The organism is Streptomyces yangpuensis (assembly GCF_024666385.1).
GTDB classification, from domain to species: Bacteria; Actinomycetota; Actinomycetes; order Streptomycetales; family Streptomycetaceae; genus Streptomyces; species Streptomyces yangpuensis.
The window spans coordinates 3,203,345-3,218,001 of record NZ_CP102514.1 but is presented as its reverse complement, the minus strand read 5'-3'; the positions used below and the strand labels follow the sequence as shown (position 1 = coordinate 3,218,001).

Below are 14,657 nucleotides of genomic sequence, written 5' to 3'. Positions count from 1 at the left end.
GCCTTGACGGTCCGTGTCCGGTTCGCCGTGCCCGGCGTGGCGCGCACAACGCGGACAAACCAGGTCTGATGGTGCGCTGATGTACGGTCGGTTGAATGAGCAAGCACGCCCGAGCACGCTCCCGCCCCGCCCGTACGAACCGCTGTGCGGCCCGCCGCGCCGCCCTCGCCGCCACTCTCTGCCTGGTGACCTTCACCGCGGGATGGGCGTACGTCGCCCACGACCCGGACCGGGCCGCGGGCGCGGCGCAGGCCCGCGCGGACTCCCGCCCGCAGCCCGTGGACCGGGTGGCGCGCGACATCCCGCGGTCGCCCACGCAGGGCCTGACCGGGATCAGCGAGCAGACCCGGGCGCGGATCCCGGCCGAGTCCCGCCAGCTGATCCTGGTCACCGGCCGGGCCGTGGACTCCTCGGAGTCGACCGCCACCCTGTACACCCGTCCCGAGGCCGGGGCCGACTGGGTCAAGGCCGAGAGCTGGCCGGCGCGCAACGGCGCCCGGGGCTGGTCCACGGAGCGCACGTACGGCGACCTGACCTCGCCGCAGGGTGTCTTCGCGCTCACCGACGCGGGCGGGCTGCTGTCCCCGCCGCCGGGTACGCGGCTCCCGTACGACGAGAACCGGGGCTTCGTCGCCACCGGCCGCGGGGTGAACGGCGAGTCCCTGGTGGGGTCCTTCGACTATGTCGTCGCCATCGACTTCAACCGCCGTCCGGGCCACTCCCCACTGGACCCGGTCAAGCCGGACGGTGAGGACAAGGGCGGCAACATCTGGCTGCACGTGGACCACGACGGCCCTTCCCAGGGCTGCGTCGGCATCCCCAAGGAGGCCATGCGCAAGGTCCTGGAGACCCTGGACCCGGCGGCGAAGCCGGTCATCGTGATGGGGCCGGAAGGCTTCTGACGGGGGTGCGCGGGCCGCGCAGCAGCAGCCCGATGTAGGCCAGGTCGAAGACGCTGCACAGGATGCCGAGCCCGAGGATGAACGGAGCGTCCTCGATCACCCCGAAGAGCAGGGTCGGGGCCAGTGTGCCGAGCCATTTGGCGACGGCGATGGTCAGGGACTGGCCCAGCGGGCCCTGCCGGGCGGCGTACATCGAGATGAACAGGCCCGACATCAGGAGGTTCTGCAGGAAGGCCGCGTAGCGGGTCGCGTCGTGCATCCCGAAGTGCGCGAGGAACATCCACTGCACGGCGAACCCGGTACCGAACACCATCAGTGACCAGCCGGCGAAGACCGGCCGGGTCACGAACCCGGGCAGCTCGGCGCGCCCGAAGCGCAGGTAGGTCCAGATGATCACCACGTCGGCCGTCGCCCACACCACGTTCACGACGCCCTGCGGCGAGAGTCCGTCCCGGAACTCCAGGACCGCGTAGGTCGCCTCCCAGGCGAAGTTCAGCGCGAGCGCGGCGACCGGCATCGCGTACGTCCGGTCCCGCAGTCCGACGCGGATCGCCTCCACGTACACGACGGTCCAGGCGACCCCGCTGACGAGGGTGAGCATCAGGTCCACGGCCCGCACCCTAGGGGGTGCACCCCGCCCGGGAAAGGTGCGCGTCCGAACCGGCCTCTTGTCTGACGGGCCGTCAGGTATCACGATGGCCCGGCACCGACAGGACGAATCGGCAGAGGAAGGCGAGGCGGGCCCGCCATGGCGCGCGTGTTTCCGGAAGGTCGGCTGGTCTACGGGATGCAGCTCCCGATCCAGTCGCAGAGCACCCTCTACGCCGAACCCTGGGAGGCGGCGGCCGGGGCCCGCGATCTCGCAGAGATCGCGCGGGCCGCCGACCGGTCGGGCTTCGGCTACCTGGCCACCTGCGACCACGTGGCCGTCCCGCGGCGGCTCGCGGGGCCGATGAGCACCGTCTGGTACGACCCGGTCGCCACCCTGTCCTTCCTCGCCGGGATCACCGAGCACGTGCGGCTGATGAGCCACGTGGCGATTCTCGGCCTGCGCCACCCGCTGATCAGCGCCAAGCAGTACGCCACCCTCGACCACCTCAGCGGCGGCCGGCTGATCCTCGGCGTCGGCGCCGGGCACGTCCAGGAGGAGTTCGAGGTCCTCGGCGTGGACTTCGCGCGCCGCGGGGCCGTCCTCGACGAGACCCTGGACGCGCTGCGGGCGGCCCTGGGTCCCGAGGAGTACCCGGAGTTCGAGGGCGGGCTGTTCTCCTTCAGGGACCTCGGGCAGCTGCCGCGGCCCGCCCAGGAGCGGATCCCCGTCTGGGTGGGCGGCTCCTCGCCCGCGGCCGTGCGCCGGGCCGCCGTCCGCGGGGACGGCTGGCTCCCGCAGGGCGACCCGCGCGAGAAGCTCCCGGCGCAGATCGCCCGTATCGCGCGGCTGCGCGCCGAGGCCGGCGTCACCGGAGCCTTCGAGGTCGGCGCGATCACGGAGGCGCTGTACGTCGGCGAGCCCGGCTGGGACACCGGCCGCCGCACCCTCACCGGCAAGGCGGAGGTGCTCGCCGAGTCCCTGCGCGAGTACCGGGCGCTCGGCGTGGACCAGATCCAGGTCCGCTTCCGCAGCCGCGACCGCGCCGAGCTCGTCGACCAGATCACCGCCTTCGGGGCCGAAGTGGCTCCGCATCTCAACGACTAGGAGCACGGGCATGGGCAAGCTGGACGGGCGCGTCGTCATCATCACCGGTGCGGCGCGCGGCCAGGGCGAGCAGGAGGCCCGGCTCTTCGCGGCCGAGGGTGCGAAGGTGCTCCTCGGTGACGTGCTGGACGAGCAGGGCGCGGCCGTGGCCAAGGAGATCGGCGAGGACCGGGCCCGGTACGTACGGATGGACGTGAGCCGGGAGGAGGACTGGGCGGCGGCCGTCACCGCCGCCAAGGAGTCCTTCGGCCGGATCGACGGCCTGGTCAACAACGCGGGCATCCTGCGCTTCAACGAGCTGACGGCGACCCCGCTGGAGGAGTTCCAGCAGGTGGTCCAGGTCAACCAGGTCGGGGCCTTCCTCGGCATCAAGTCGGTGGCGCCCGAGATCGAGGCGGCCGGCGGCGGCACCATCGTCAACACCTCCTCCTACACCGGCCTGACGGGCATGGCGTATGTCGGCACCTACGCCGCGACGAAGGCGGCGATCCTCGGCCTGACCCGGGTCGCCGCGCTGGAGCTGGCGGCCAGGGGGATCCGGGTCAACGCGATGTGCCCGGGCGCGGTGGACACCCCGATGGCCAATCCGGGGCTGCTGGACCCCGGGAACATGACCGCCGAGGCCCGCGAGGCGATGGCGGACCTCTACCGGCGGGTGGTCCCGATGGGGCGGGTGGGGCGGCCGGAGGAGATCGCCCGGCTGGCGCTCTTCCTGACCGGCGAGGACTCCTCGTACATCACCGGCCAGCCGTTCGTCATCGACGGCGGCTGGATGGCGGGCGTCAGCGTCCTGTAGCGGCGACGGCAGCGGCCATTGGCTGATGGAGCGTCAGGTATTGACGCTCCCGGCCCCGCGGTGGAACAGTCGAGACACCAAATCTGACGACACGTCAGAAAACAGAGGACGGTGACCCCCTTGGAATTCGGGCTCTTCGTGCAGGGATACGTGCCAGAGGCGCGGTCCAAGGTCGACCCCGAGGCAGAGCACAAGGCGCTGGTCGAGGAGACCGAGTACGTCATCCAGGCCGACAAGTCCGGCTTCAAGTACGCCTGGGCCTCCGAACACCACTTCCTGGAGGAGTACTCGCACCTGTCGGCGAACGAGGTGTTCCTCGGCTACCTCGCCCACGCCACCGAACGCATCCACCTCGGCTCCGGCATCTTCAACCCGCTCGCCCCGGTGAACCACCCGGTCAAGGTGGCCGAGAAGGTCACCATGCTCGACCACCTCTCCAAGGGCCGCTTCGAGTTCGGCACCGGCCGCGGCGCGGGCAGCCACGAGATCCTCGGCTTCCTGCCCGGCATCGAGGACATGAACGGCACCAAGGAGATCTGGGAGGAGACCATCGCGGAATTCCCCAAGATGTTCCTCCAGGAGGAGTACGAGGGGTTCCAGGGCAAGCACTGGTCGCTGCCGCCGCGGAAGGTCTTCCCCAAGCCGTACGGCAAGGCCCACCCGGCCATGTGGTACGCCGCCGGGTCGCCGTCCTCCTACGCGATGGCGGCGAAGAAGGGCCTCGGCGTGCTGGGCTTCAGCGTGCAGAAGGTCTCCGACATGGAGTGGGTCCTCGACCAGTACAAGACGGCCATCAGGGAGGCGAAGGCCATCGGCGCCTTCGTCAACGACAACGTGATGGTCACCTCCACCGCCATCTGCGCCGAGACCCACGACAAGGCCGTCGAGATCGCGGTCAACGCCAACATGAACCGCTTCCAGTCGCTGGTCTTCCGCTACCACGACACCTTCCCGCGGCCCGAGGCGATCCCGCAGTGGCCGGAGACCCTCCCCGAGTACAACGCGGAGATCATCGAGCTGCTGATCGCCGAGGAACTCCTCATCTGCGGCGACCCGTCGGAGGTCCGGGCCCAGTGCAAGCGCTGGGAGCAGGCGGGCGCGGACCAGCTCTCCTTCGGTCTGCCGACCGGCGTCTCGTACGAGGACACGATGACCACGATCAAGCTCATCGGCGAGCACGTGATCCCGGAGATAGACACGGACCCGGTGCACCGCACCACGCGGTTCCGCGAGGCCGCGTAGCCCTGCGGGGGCTCGGCCGCCCCAGTACGGGGACGGCGTCTTCCCGGACCGCCGTCCCGAACCTGCCCCGGCCGGGCGGCCACCGGCCGGGGCGGGTGTGGCTCCGGTGCTGGGACTCCGCCCTGGACCCCGCGCCTCACACGCCGGCGGGGCCGGATGGTGCCTGCCGGACGGGAGCGTAGCTGGTGGGGCGGTGCCCCGCCGGAGTACCTCCTCGTCGTCGCGCACCGAGCCGTGGCTTCGCCGGGTGAGGTTTGTTGCGCGCTCCTCCTGCGGGGGCACTCCGCCGTGTCCCCACCCCGCACCTACGCTCCCGGCCCACCCGGGCAGGGCTGCGGCCGACGGGGGAGCGGGGGCACACCGGGGCGTCCCCGCAGGAGGAGCGCGCAACGAACCTCCATCTCCGCAGCCATGGCTCGGTGCGCGACGACGAGGAGACGCCCCGGGGGGACACCGCGGACCAGCCCGAACAACCGGACCCCGCCGCAGGGAACCACCCCAGCAGCGGAGCCACGCCCGCGCAGGGGGCCAAAGCCAAGCAAAGGAGAAGGGACGTCATGCTCGACCACCTGATCAAGGGCGCGACCGTCGTGGACGGCACCGGCGCCCCCGCCCGCGTCGCGGACCTCGGCATACGCGCCGGCCGCATCGCCGTCATCGCCGCACCCGGCACCGTCACCGAAGAGGCCCGCACCAGTGAGGACGCCACCGGCCTCGTCCTCACCCCCGGCTTCGTCGACCCGCACACGCACTACGACGCCCAGCTCTTCTGGGACCCGTACGCCACCCCCTCCATGAACCACGGCGTCACCACCGTCGTCGGCGGCAACTGCGGCTTCACCCTGGCCCCGCTCAACCCGGCCCGCCCCGAGGACGCCGACTACACGCGCCGCATGATGAGCAAGGTCGAGGGCATGGCCCTGGCGGCCCTGGAGGAGGGCGTCGACTGGAGCTGGTCCACCTTCGGCGAGTACCTCGACGCCCTGGAGGGCCGGATCGCCGTGAACGCCGGCTTCATGGTCGGGCACTGCGCCCTGCGCCGCCACGTCATGGGCGAGGACGCCGTCGGCGGACAGCCCACCCCCGAGCAGATGCAGCAGATGCTCGACCTCCTCCACGACGCCATGGACGCCGGCGCCTGGGGCCTGTCCACCACCCAGTCCGCCACCCACTCCGACGGCGCGGGCGCCCCCGTCGCCTCCCGGCACGCCCGGCCCGCCGAACTGCTCGCGCTCTCCCGCGCGGTCGGCGACCACGAGGGCACCCAGCTGGAGGCGATCGTCGCCGGCTGCCTCGACCAGTTCTCCGACGAGGAGATCGACCTCTTCGTCGACATGAGCGCCGCCGCCGGCAGGCCCCTGAACTGGAACGTCCTCACCATCGACGCCGCCGTCCCCGAACGCGTCCCGCGCCAGCTGGTGGCCGGCGAACGCGCCCGCAAGGCCGGCGGCCGCATCGTCGCGCTGACCATGCCGATCCTCACGCCCATGAACATGTCGCTCCGCACCTTCTGCGCGCTCAACCTCATCCCCGGCTGGGGCGAGATCCTCGGCCTGCCCGTCCCCGAGCGGATCACAAAGCTCCGAGACCCCGACGTACGCGCCGCGATGCTGCGCCGCGCCGACAGCAAGGAGGCCGGAGTCTTCCGGCGCCTCGCCAACTTCGGCCGCTACGTCATCGGCGACACCTACAGCAAGGAGAACGAGGGCCTCTCCGGGCGGGTCGTGAACGACATCGCCGCCGAACGCGGCCAGGACCCCTTCCAGTGCCTGGTGGAGATCTGCGCCAACGACGACCTGCGCACCGTCCTCTGGCCGATGCCCACCGACAACGACCCGGCGAGCTGGGCCCTGCGCGCCGAGACCTGGCAGCACGAGGACGTCATGCTCGGCGGCTCCGACGCCGGCGCGCACCTGGACCGGATGTGCGGCGCCCCGTACACGACCCGTTTCCTCGGCGACTGCCTGCGCGGCCGCAAGCTGGTGCCGCTGGAACAGGCCGTACGGATGCTCACGGACGACCCGGCCCGGCTGTTCGGGCTGCGCGAGCGCGGCCGCCTCGCCGAGGGCTACCACGCGGACCTCGTTCTCTTCGACCCCCAACGCGTCGAGGCGGGCCCGGCCACCCTCGTCCACGACCTGCCCGGCGACAGCCCCCGGCTGGACGCTCGGGCCATCGGCATCGTCTCCGTACGGATCAACGGCGTCGAGACCGTCCGCGACGACGAGGTGACCGGGGCCGTCCCCGGCATCGTGCTCCGGTCGGGCCGGGACACCAGGACGGTGAGCACCCGATGACCGCCCAGCCCCTGTACATCGGCGGCGAGTGGGTGGAGCCGGCCGGCGGCCACTATGACGTGGTCAACCCGGCCGACGAGTCGGTGGTCGGGCTGGCCCCCGAGGCCTCCCGCGCCCAGGTCGCCGACGCCGCGCGCGCCGCGGCCGAGGCCCTCGAGAGCTGGTCGCGCACGACGCCGCAGGTCCGCGCGGAGATCCTCGACCGGGCCGCGGACATCATGCAGCGGGAGTTCGAGCCGTGGACGGCGCTCGCGCAGGCGGAGACGGGCGCGCCGACCGGTATCGCCCGCGGCATGCAGGTCGGTGTCGGCGTCGCCCGCTTCCGGCGGTACGCCAAGGGCGCCCTGGAGCCCGTCGAGAAGGGGCTGCCGCCGCAGGTCACGGAGGCCGGCCCGATGGGCGGGGCGAGCATCCTGGGCGCGCTGGAGGTCCGCCGGCCGGTCGGCGTGGTCACCTGCATCACCTCCTACAACAACCCGTGGGCGAACCCGGCCGGCAAAGTGGCCCCCGCCCTCGCCATGGGCAACACGGTCGTCGTCAAACCGGCCCCGCAGGACCCGCTGTCGGTGTTCAAGATGGCGCAGGCGCTCCACGAGGCCGGGGTCCCGGCGGGTGTGGTCAACGTCGTGTCCGGGCAGTCGGTGGAGGTCGGCGAGGCCGCCGTGGACTCCCCGTACGTGGACATGGTGTCCTTCACCGGCTCCACCGGCGTCGGACAGCGCATCGCCGAGGTCTGCGGCCGCACGATGAAGCGGCAGCTGATGGAACTCGGCGGCAAGGGCGCCGCGATCGTCTTCGAGGACGCCGACCTGGACGCCGCGGTCATGGGGATCGGCACCACCTTCTCCTTCTACTCCGGCCAGATCTGCACCGCCCCGACCCGGGTGATCGTCCACCGGTCGGTCTACGAGCGGCTCGTCGAGAAGCTCACCGGCTACCTGGCTTTCATGAAGGTCGGCGACCCGGCGGCGCCCGGGACCGTGGTCGGCCCGGTCATCTCGGCGGCGCACCGCGACCGGGTGGAGTCGTACGTCGAGCTGGGCAGGAAGGAGGGCGCGCGGATCGCGTACGGAGGCGAGCGCCCGGTGGTCGGGGACGGGCGGGGCTTCTACGTCGCGCCGACCCTGCTCGTGGACTGCACGAACGACATGCGGGTGGTCCGCGAGGAGATCTTCGGCCCGGTCGTCGTGGTCGTCCCCTTCGACGGCGACGAGGACGAGGCGGTCGCGCTGGCCGACGACAGCGACTTCGGCCTGCTCAGCTATGTGTGGTCCGGCGACTCGGCACGCGCCTTCCGCGTGGCGCGGCGGCTGCGCGCGGGCGGCGTCGGCGTGAACACCATCGGCCGCAACATGGAGGCCCCCTTCGGCGGCTTCAAGCGCAGCGGGGTCGGCCGGGACGTCGGCTCGTACGCCCTGCACGCGTACAGCGAGATCCAGTCGATCGTCTGGACGACGTAGCCCGCGCGGCGGATCCGGCCGGGGCGGGCCCCGCAAGGGGCCCACCCGCGCCGCTACGCCTCTTCCTCCCCGGGCCAGGGGAAGCCGAGGGCCTCGGCGTCCTCCCGCCGGGCATTGCGCAGGTCCGCGAGGAAGCGGGGATCGCCGGCCGCGAGCCGCCGGATCGCGGAGTCCGCCTGCGCCTGCGGTGGGGAGCCGTCGTCCGGGACGAGCCACTCGAAGTACAGCTGCGGTCCGTCCGGGACCTGCGTCCCGGAACCGAGGCCGGGTCCGTGGCGGAACGAGACCACGACCGTTCCGGGATCGTCCCAGGCGGGGTGCGTGCTGACGTCGCCGCAGTCCCATGCGGCCAGCACCTCGGGCCTGTCCCGCAGCCCCTGGGCGATGAGCAGGGCGGTGGTGTGGGCCTGCCATTCCCACTCCCGGTCCTGTGCGGCCCGGCTGATCTCGGCGTCGTACGCGGCGGCGTCGAACCGCAAGGCCCCGGGCTGGGGCCCCTGCACGCCCTGCCAGCCGTCCCACACCACGTGGTCACCCTCCCGGCGGATGGTGACGTGGAGCGCGCCGCAGCAGCCCTCGCCGCAGTGCGGCCAGGCCAGTTTCACCTCGCGGGGCTCGGCACCCGCCCGCAACAGGCCTCGGTCGAGGAGGGCCCGGGGGTGCTCGCCCACGCCGATGGGGAACAGCGACGCCACCAGGGGCAGGCCGTCGGCCAGGATGCGCGTCTCCACCAGGCCGCGGACGGCCGGGTCGGTCACGACGACCTCCAGGCGGAACGGGTCCGGCCCGCCGCGGCGGGCGAACGGCCGCCGCCCGGTGCGGCGGATCCAGCGGGCCCGGAGCACGTCGCCGACCTCGCCGCCCCCGCCCTCCGCAGCCCGGGCGGCCACGGCCGCCCAGGCGGGGCGGTCCAGCAGCCCGCCCAGGGCGTCGAGCAGTTCCTCGCGGCGGCCCGGCGGCCAGTCGAGGACCGCCCCGGCACCGCAGTACAGGTCGACGGCCAGGGACACCAGCGTGGCGTGGGCGTCCAGGTCCGGTACGAGCCGGTGCGCCCCGGCGACCACCGCCTCGTACAGGGGCATCGGACGTGAGTAGTCGGGGAACCGCGGTCCGTGGACGTAGGTGTCGGCCATCGTGGCGAGCAGGCGTGCGGCAAGCCCGACCAGCGCCGTGTCCTGCGGGTACGTGCGCAGCAGGCCATCGAGCCGGACGACTTCGGCGAGCCGGGCGACGGGTACGGGCCACGGTGCGGGCGGCGGGTCCGCCGGCGCTCCCGAGCGGGGGAGCAGCAGGTCCCGTACGGCTGCGGAGTCCTCGCGGGTCACCGCGTCGATCAGCTGCCGGACGCGGGGTTCTTCGCTGCGGCGGGTCAGCCACACCAGGGCGGCCGCGTGGCGGTCGATCCGGTCGAGGGCCTCGACCGCCGGATCGGCGAAGTCCTCGAGCATCCCGAGCGTCCGCAGGAGGGGGACGTCCTCGGCCTCGCCGAGCCGGATCAGCAGGCCCATCCCGGCGTGGACCGCGGCCGGGTGGGTGCCCGTGCGGGCAAGGCGGCGGGCCAGGCACCGGGCGGTGCCGGTGACCGGGTCGTCCGGCGCGAGGCGGCGGCCGATCCAGTAGGTGATGCGGTGGACGGTGGCGGGCTCGACGGGCAGCGCGGCCAGTCGCAGGTGTGCGGTTTCCGCGGCCCGGCCGGTGTCCGGGACGGCCAGCAGCGGGGCGAGGACTTCACCGACCGCCGCTTCGGCGGGACCCCATTCGAGCTCGTCGTCCTCGTCGATCTCGGGGGACTCCCCGGGGAGGGGGAAGCCGCGGGAGGGGATCCGGCGGTCCGGCTCGATGCCGTGGCGGAAGAGGGCGTAGTCGTACAGGGAGGTCGTCCGGGAGGGGAGCGCCCGGCGCTCTTCGCGGGCGCTCACCGGGCGGGGTGGGACTCGATTCCGTAGGTCATGTCCCGCAGCATGCCGCAGTGATCATCCGGCGTCCAGCGAGAAAACGGCCTCGCCGCGGACACGGCCGTTGACCTGGAGCTGCACCAAGTGCTCGCCGGAGTGGTAGCGGCGGGTGGTGATCGGCTTGAAGGAGTGATGCCTGGTGCCGGAGAGGGTCTCGCCGGGGGCGAGGGCGCGGGTGACCAGCTTGAAGACCTTCGGGGTGCGGGTGCCGTTCGCCTTGGCGTGGTGCACGACGTAGTCGATCACCAGCTCGGCGGGGAGCTCGCCGGTGTTGGTGACCGCGTAGTCGAAGACGAGGTACTCCCCGACGGCGACGCGCGGCGTGGTGACCACCGGCCCGTGCACGCTGACCGGTACGTCCGGGGCGTGCCCCAGGAGGGTCAGCGCCTCGGGCCGGCCGGCCTTGATCAGGGTGCGCAGCCCGTGCCGTACGACGCGGTCCGTCGTGCCGGCGGGCTCGGCCAGCCAGCGGGCCGCCGTCCCGACGGCGAGGTCGGGGTGGTCGCGGCTGATGTCGTTGAGGTGGTTGGAGACGGAGCGGCGCACGTACTCGGACGGGTCGCGGTGGAGGGCGTCCAGCACGGGCAGGGCGGGGCGCGGGTCGGCGACGAACGCGGGGAGCTGCGGGGCCCACGGCAGCCGGGGCCGCGTGCCCTCGCTGGCGAGGCGCCGTACGTGCGGGTCGGGGTCCTCGGTCCACGTCCGTACGACGGCCAGGGCGCGGCCGGGGTCGGCGCGCAGGAAGGGCCGTACCGCGGATTCGGCGGTGAGCCGGGGGGTCAGGTCGTGCAGCAGCCGCAGCCCGGGCTCGAAGACCTCCAGCCCGCGGACGGCGACGGCCTCGTTGACGGGGAAGGTCATCCATCCCTGGAAGGCGGGCTCGGCGAGGGCGGTGCGGACGACGGCCTCGAAGCCGGGCCAGTCCTCGGGGAGGTCGGCGAGCACGGCGTCGCGGATCGCGGCGACCCGCCCGCTGTACGTCAGCCCGTCGAGCGCGGCGGCGCGGGCGGTCAGGGCGGGCGCGGACCGGCGGCCGCCGGCCCGGGCCAGCAGCCCGGCGAGGGTGGTGACGGTGTCCGCGCTGAGGAGCTCATCGGCCGTGGGCATGGGGCCAGTCTCGCGGATCGCGTACCCGGGCGGGGCCTTCGGGGCGGAGGGGCCGGGCGGGCGGACGGGTGGCCGGCCGGGCGGGCGGCCGGGCGGCGTCCGTCGGCAGGAGTCCGCCGCGCCCGGAAGCCGCCGCCGCGCCCGGTCGGTCCGTCAGCTCTTGCGGTAGTCCGTGAGGACGCAGCCGTCCACCAGGGCCGGTTCCTTGCGGAAGCCGCTCGGCGGCTTGAACTCCGGGTGGCAGTTGAGCGTGAGCAGCCCGGCCCGGGGCTCGATGAGGGCGGCCATCGCGGTGGAGCGGGTGGAACCGACGGTGAAGTCCTGGCCGATGACGACGCCGGTCGTGCTGCTGCCCCGGTTCTCCGAGGCCTTCTTGGTGATGTCCTCCTTGTACGCGGTCTGGAACTTCTTCATGTCCTTGATCATGAAGATGCGGGTGTCGCCCTCGTCGCAGCTGCCGCGTTCGACGACGGAGAAGTTCTCGCCGTACCGGGCGACGTCCTGGTCCCAGTACTTGTAGCCCGCCTGGGTGGTGGTGATTTCGGCGCACTTGGTGAAGCCGTTGACGAAGCGGGCGGCGGCCGCGATGGTGCCCGCCTTGGGCAGCTTCTGGAAGGCGGTGCCGTCCTTGGGGGCGTTCCCGTTGACCCCGCCGTTCTTCGTGGGGTTTTCGAGGGTGCCCTCGTCGGGTCCGCCGTCGGTGGTGCCGCCGGTGCCGGTGCCGGTGCCGGAGCCGGCGCTCGTGCCGGTGCCGGAGCCGATGCCGCCGAGGCTCTGGTTCTCACCGCTTCCGCAGGCGGTGAGGGTGAGCAGGGCGGTGACGGCCGCGGCCGGTGCCAGTAGTGATGTCGTACGCATGAGCGTGATGACTCCCCCGTGAATGATCTTGACCGCGACGACCCTAGGGCGTGGTCATGTGCGCGGCAAGCAGGTCCGCGCAACGCTGTTACCAATGGTCACCGCAAAGTCACGAGGGAAACTTTGGAAAGGTGTAAATCGGACATGCCTGCGGTTTCCGCATGCTGGAAGCGTGCTGGTCGGCCCTATTGAACCGTCGTTGGATGTCTGAGTGAACCTTGTATTAAGTGCTTGTGAAGTGTCTCGGCCTCAAGATTCCAAGGCGTCGGAGCCCTTTCCCTTCCGGACTCCGATCCTCCAGATGTGGAAAGCGCAGCATCTAACGTCCTGACCCATGACTCAGCTGGACGTTCGGCCTCAGGCCGGAGACACGGTAAGCGGCGTGGCCGACGGCGATGTTCGCGGCAAGGGCCTCGGCAAGGGGTCCGTAGGGCTGGTGGGCAGCGCCGTCATCGGCATCTCGACCGTCGCCCCCGTCTACTGCCTGACCTCGACCCTCGGCTCCACCGCCGGCGAGGTCGGCCTGCAGATGCCCGCGATCTTCCTCGCCGGCTTCCTCCCGATGCTCCTGGTCGCCTTCGCCTACCGCGAGCTCAACAAGGCCATGCCCGACTGCGGCACCTCGTTCACCTGGACCGTCAAGGCCTTCGGCCCGCGGATCGGCTGGATGTGCGGCTGGGGCCTGGTGATCGCCACGATCATCGTGCTCTCCAACCTCGCGGGCGTCGCCACCTCCTACTTCTGGCTGCTGGCCGGCGAGATCACGAACAACCCGTCGATCGCCGCCCTCGACGACAACAAGCTCGTCCACATCGCCACCTGCCTGACCCTGATCGCCGTCGCGACCGCCATCAGCTACCGCGGCATGACCGCCACCAAGGGCGTCCAGTACGCCCTGGTCGGCCTCCAGCTCGTCGTGCTCGCCGTCTTCGTCGCGATGGCCTTCCAGAAGGCCTCCGCCGGCACCTTCGACACCGGCCTGGACTTCTCCTGGTCCTGGATGAACCCCTTCGCGGTCGAGTCCATGGCGGCCTTCACCGCCGGCCTCTCGCTCTCGATCTTCATGTACTGGGGCTGGGACGCCTGCCTGGCCACCAACGAGGAGACCACCGGCTCCACGAAGACCCCCGGCCGTGCCTCGCTCATCGCGATGGTCGTCCTGGTCGGCTCCTACCTCGCCACCGGCGTCGCCGCCCAGATGGCCGTCGGCTCGGGCGGCGAAGGCCTCGGCCTCGCCAACGAGGAGACCTCCGACAACGTCTTCGCGGCCCTCGCCGGCCCGGTGATGGGCCCGGTCCTCGGCATCCTGCTCTTCGTCGCCGTCCTGGCCTCCGCCGCGGCCTCCCTGCAGACCACCTTCATCCCGGTGGCCCGCACGGTCCTCGCGATGTCGACGTACGAGGCGCTGCCGCCCTCCTACGCCAAGGTCCACCCGCGCTTCAAGACCCCGGGCCGCGCCACCGTCATGGCGGGCGCCGCCACCGGGCTCTTCTACACGGTGATGACCCTGGTCAGCGAGAACGTCCTGACCGACACGATCTTCGCGCTCGGCCTGATGATCTGCTTCTACTACTCGCTGACCGCCTTCGCCTGCGCCTGGTACTTCCGCGCCGAGCTGCGCCGCTCCTCCCGCGACCTGTTCTTCAAGGGCGTCTTCCCGGTCCTGGGCGGACTGCTGCTGGCCGCGGTCTTCTGCAAGACCCTCTTCGACATGTGGGACCCGGCCTACGGATCCGGTTCCACCGTCCTCGGTGTCGGCAGCGTCTTCATCATCGGCGTCGGCCTGCTGGCCCTCGGCCTGGTGATCATGTTCGTGACCGAGCGTCGCAGCCCCGCCTTCTTCCGCGGCGAGGTCCTGACGAAATCCACCCCGTCCCTGGTGGTCGAGGACTGACCACCCCCACCGCGACGCCACCCGCCGAGTCATCCCCGCGGCCCCGGATCGATCCCCCCGATCCGGGGCCGCCGGCGTCCCCGGCGGTGACCTCGGGTGCGGGAGGTCGTTGGGACGGGCATGACTGTCATGAAGCGCACCCTTGCCGCCCTGGTCCTGTCCGGGGGCGCCGCCCTCGCACTCGTTCCCGCCGCGCACGCCGCCGACGAGCCGTCCGCGGCGACCGGGGCGGCGCCGCTCGTCGGACGCGTCGTCGAGATCGCCGACCACCCCGCGCAGACCGTCCAGGACACGAAGACGGCGGTCGCGGTGACCCAGGGCGCGGTCGGCTCCGCCGCGAAGGCGACCGACAGCTCACTCGGGGGTGCGGGGTCGGCCCTGGACGCCGGGCTGCCGAAGACCCCGAAGGTCGACTGATCCCGGCCGGTACGGACGGGCCTGCGGGCCGCG

General features: G+C 72.3%; 12 protein-coding genes. 8 read left to right on the top strand and 4 right to left on the bottom strand.

The window, feature by feature from the left end:
* Positions 1-95 precede the first annotated feature (95 nt).
* Positions 96-902: a L,D-transpeptidase family protein gene (locus tag NRK68_RS14575; RefSeq protein ID WP_257855945.1), complete on the top strand. Its 807-nt coding sequence runs from the start codon at positions 96-98 to the stop codon at positions 900-902.
* Here NRK68_RS14575 and NRK68_RS14570 read toward each other — a convergent pair.
* Complete coding sequence (locus NRK68_RS14570; RefSeq protein ID WP_444465699.1) at positions 874-1,521, bottom strand: transmembrane-type terpene cyclase; 648 nt, start codon at positions 1,519-1,521, stop codon at positions 874-876. The genes NRK68_RS14575 and NRK68_RS14570 overlap by 29 nt on opposite strands.
* A gap of 129 nt (positions 1,522-1,650) precedes the next feature.
* Here NRK68_RS14570 and NRK68_RS14565 point away from each other — a divergent pair, with 129 nt between their 5' ends.
* The 5 genes from NRK68_RS14565 (at position 1,651) to NRK68_RS14545 (ending at position 8,393) form a co-directional block, all read left to right on the top strand.
* Positions 1,651-2,598 (top strand): LLM class F420-dependent oxidoreductase, encoded by a 948-nt coding sequence (locus tag NRK68_RS14565; RefSeq protein WP_183067800.1) that lies wholly within the window; start codon positions 1,651-1,653, stop codon positions 2,596-2,598.
* Positions 2,599-2,608: 10 nt separating this feature from the next.
* Complete coding sequence (locus NRK68_RS14560) at positions 2,609-3,394, top strand: SDR family NAD(P)-dependent oxidoreductase (protein WP_257855944.1); 786 nt, start codon at positions 2,609-2,611, stop codon at positions 3,392-3,394.
* Positions 3,395-3,514: 120 nt separating this feature from the next.
* A complete protein-coding gene (locus NRK68_RS14555) occupies positions 3,515-4,636 on the top strand; it encodes an LLM class flavin-dependent oxidoreductase (protein ID WP_046778794.1) in 1,122 nt (373 codons plus the stop codon).
* Between the two features lie 557 nt (positions 4,637-5,193).
* Complete coding sequence (locus NRK68_RS14550; protein WP_257855943.1) at positions 5,194-6,933, top strand: N-acyl-D-amino-acid deacylase family protein; 1,740 nt, start codon at positions 5,194-5,196, stop codon at positions 6,931-6,933.
* Positions 6,930-8,393: an aldehyde dehydrogenase family protein gene (locus tag NRK68_RS14545; protein WP_183067797.1), complete on the top strand. Its 1,464-nt coding sequence runs from the start codon at positions 6,930-6,932 to the stop codon at positions 8,391-8,393. Before NRK68_RS14550 ends, NRK68_RS14545 begins: the two co-directional genes overlap by 4 nt.
* A 53-nt stretch (positions 8,394-8,446) precedes the next feature.
* Here NRK68_RS14545 and NRK68_RS14540 read toward each other — a convergent pair whose 3' ends face one another.
* From NRK68_RS14540 to NRK68_RS14530, 3 genes are all read right to left on the bottom strand, one after another.
* Positions 8,447-10,312, bottom strand: a complete 1,866-nt coding sequence (locus NRK68_RS14540; RefSeq protein WP_183067796.1) for a hypothetical protein — start codon at positions 10,310-10,312, stop codon at positions 8,447-8,449.
* 54 nt (positions 10,313-10,366) lie between these two features.
* A complete protein-coding gene (locus NRK68_RS14535) occupies positions 10,367-11,455 on the bottom strand; it encodes a DNA alkylation repair protein (RefSeq protein WP_257855942.1) in 1,089 nt (362 codons plus the stop codon).
* A 153-nt stretch (positions 11,456-11,608) separates the two neighbouring features.
* Entirely contained in the window at positions 11,609-12,313 is a 705-nt protein-coding gene (locus NRK68_RS14530; protein WP_257855941.1) for a hypothetical protein, read from the bottom strand.
* Between the two features lie 334 nt (positions 12,314-12,647).
* On the opposite strand from NRK68_RS14530, the gene NRK68_RS14525 reads away from it, so the two are divergent.
* Both NRK68_RS14525 and NRK68_RS14520 read left to right on the top strand, forming a co-directional pair.
* On the top strand, positions 12,648-14,207 hold the full coding sequence (locus tag NRK68_RS14525) for an APC family permease (RefSeq protein ID WP_183067793.1): 1,560 nt from the start codon (positions 12,648-12,650) through the stop codon (positions 14,205-14,207).
* 129 nt (positions 14,208-14,336) lie between these two features.
* The gene (locus tag NRK68_RS14520; RefSeq protein ID WP_235439108.1) at positions 14,337-14,624 is read left to right on the top strand and encodes a hypothetical protein; all 288 of its coding nucleotides are present in this window, start codon (positions 14,337-14,339) and stop codon (positions 14,622-14,624) included.
* The last annotated feature ends 33 nt before the right edge of the window (positions 14,625-14,657 follow it).

What these genes read in the sequence shown, in the direction of transcription:
- NRK68_RS14520 (WP_235439108.1), top strand. Translation starts at nt 14,337, where the DNA reads ATGAAGCGCACCCTTGCCGCCCTGGTCCTGTCCGGGGGCGCCGCCCTC.
- NRK68_RS14525 (WP_183067793.1), top strand. Translation starts at nt 12,648, where the DNA reads ATGACTCAGCTGGACGTTCGGCCTCAGGCCGGAGACACGGTAAGCGGC.
- NRK68_RS14550 (WP_257855943.1), top strand. Translation starts at nt 5,194, where the DNA reads ATGCTCGACCACCTGATCAAGGGCGCGACCGTCGTGGACGGCACCGGC.
- NRK68_RS14530 (WP_257855941.1), bottom strand. Translation starts at nt 12,313, where the DNA reads ATGCGTACGACATCACTACTGGCACCGGCCGCGGCCGTCACCGCCCTG.
- NRK68_RS14565 (WP_183067800.1), top strand. Translation starts at nt 1,651, where the DNA reads ATGGCGCGCGTGTTTCCGGAAGGTCGGCTGGTCTACGGGATGCAGCTC.
- NRK68_RS14560 (WP_257855944.1), top strand. Translation starts at nt 2,609, where the DNA reads ATGGGCAAGCTGGACGGGCGCGTCGTCATCATCACCGGTGCGGCGCGC.
- NRK68_RS14575 (WP_257855945.1), top strand. Translation starts at nt 96, where the DNA reads ATGAGCAAGCACGCCCGAGCACGCTCCCGCCCCGCCCGTACGAACCGC.
- NRK68_RS14535 (WP_257855942.1), bottom strand. Translation starts at nt 11,455, where the DNA reads ATGCCCACGGCCGATGAGCTCCTCAGCGCGGACACCGTCACCACCCTC.
- NRK68_RS14545 (WP_183067797.1), top strand. Translation starts at nt 6,930, where the DNA reads ATGACCGCCCAGCCCCTGTACATCGGCGGCGAGTGGGTGGAGCCGGCC.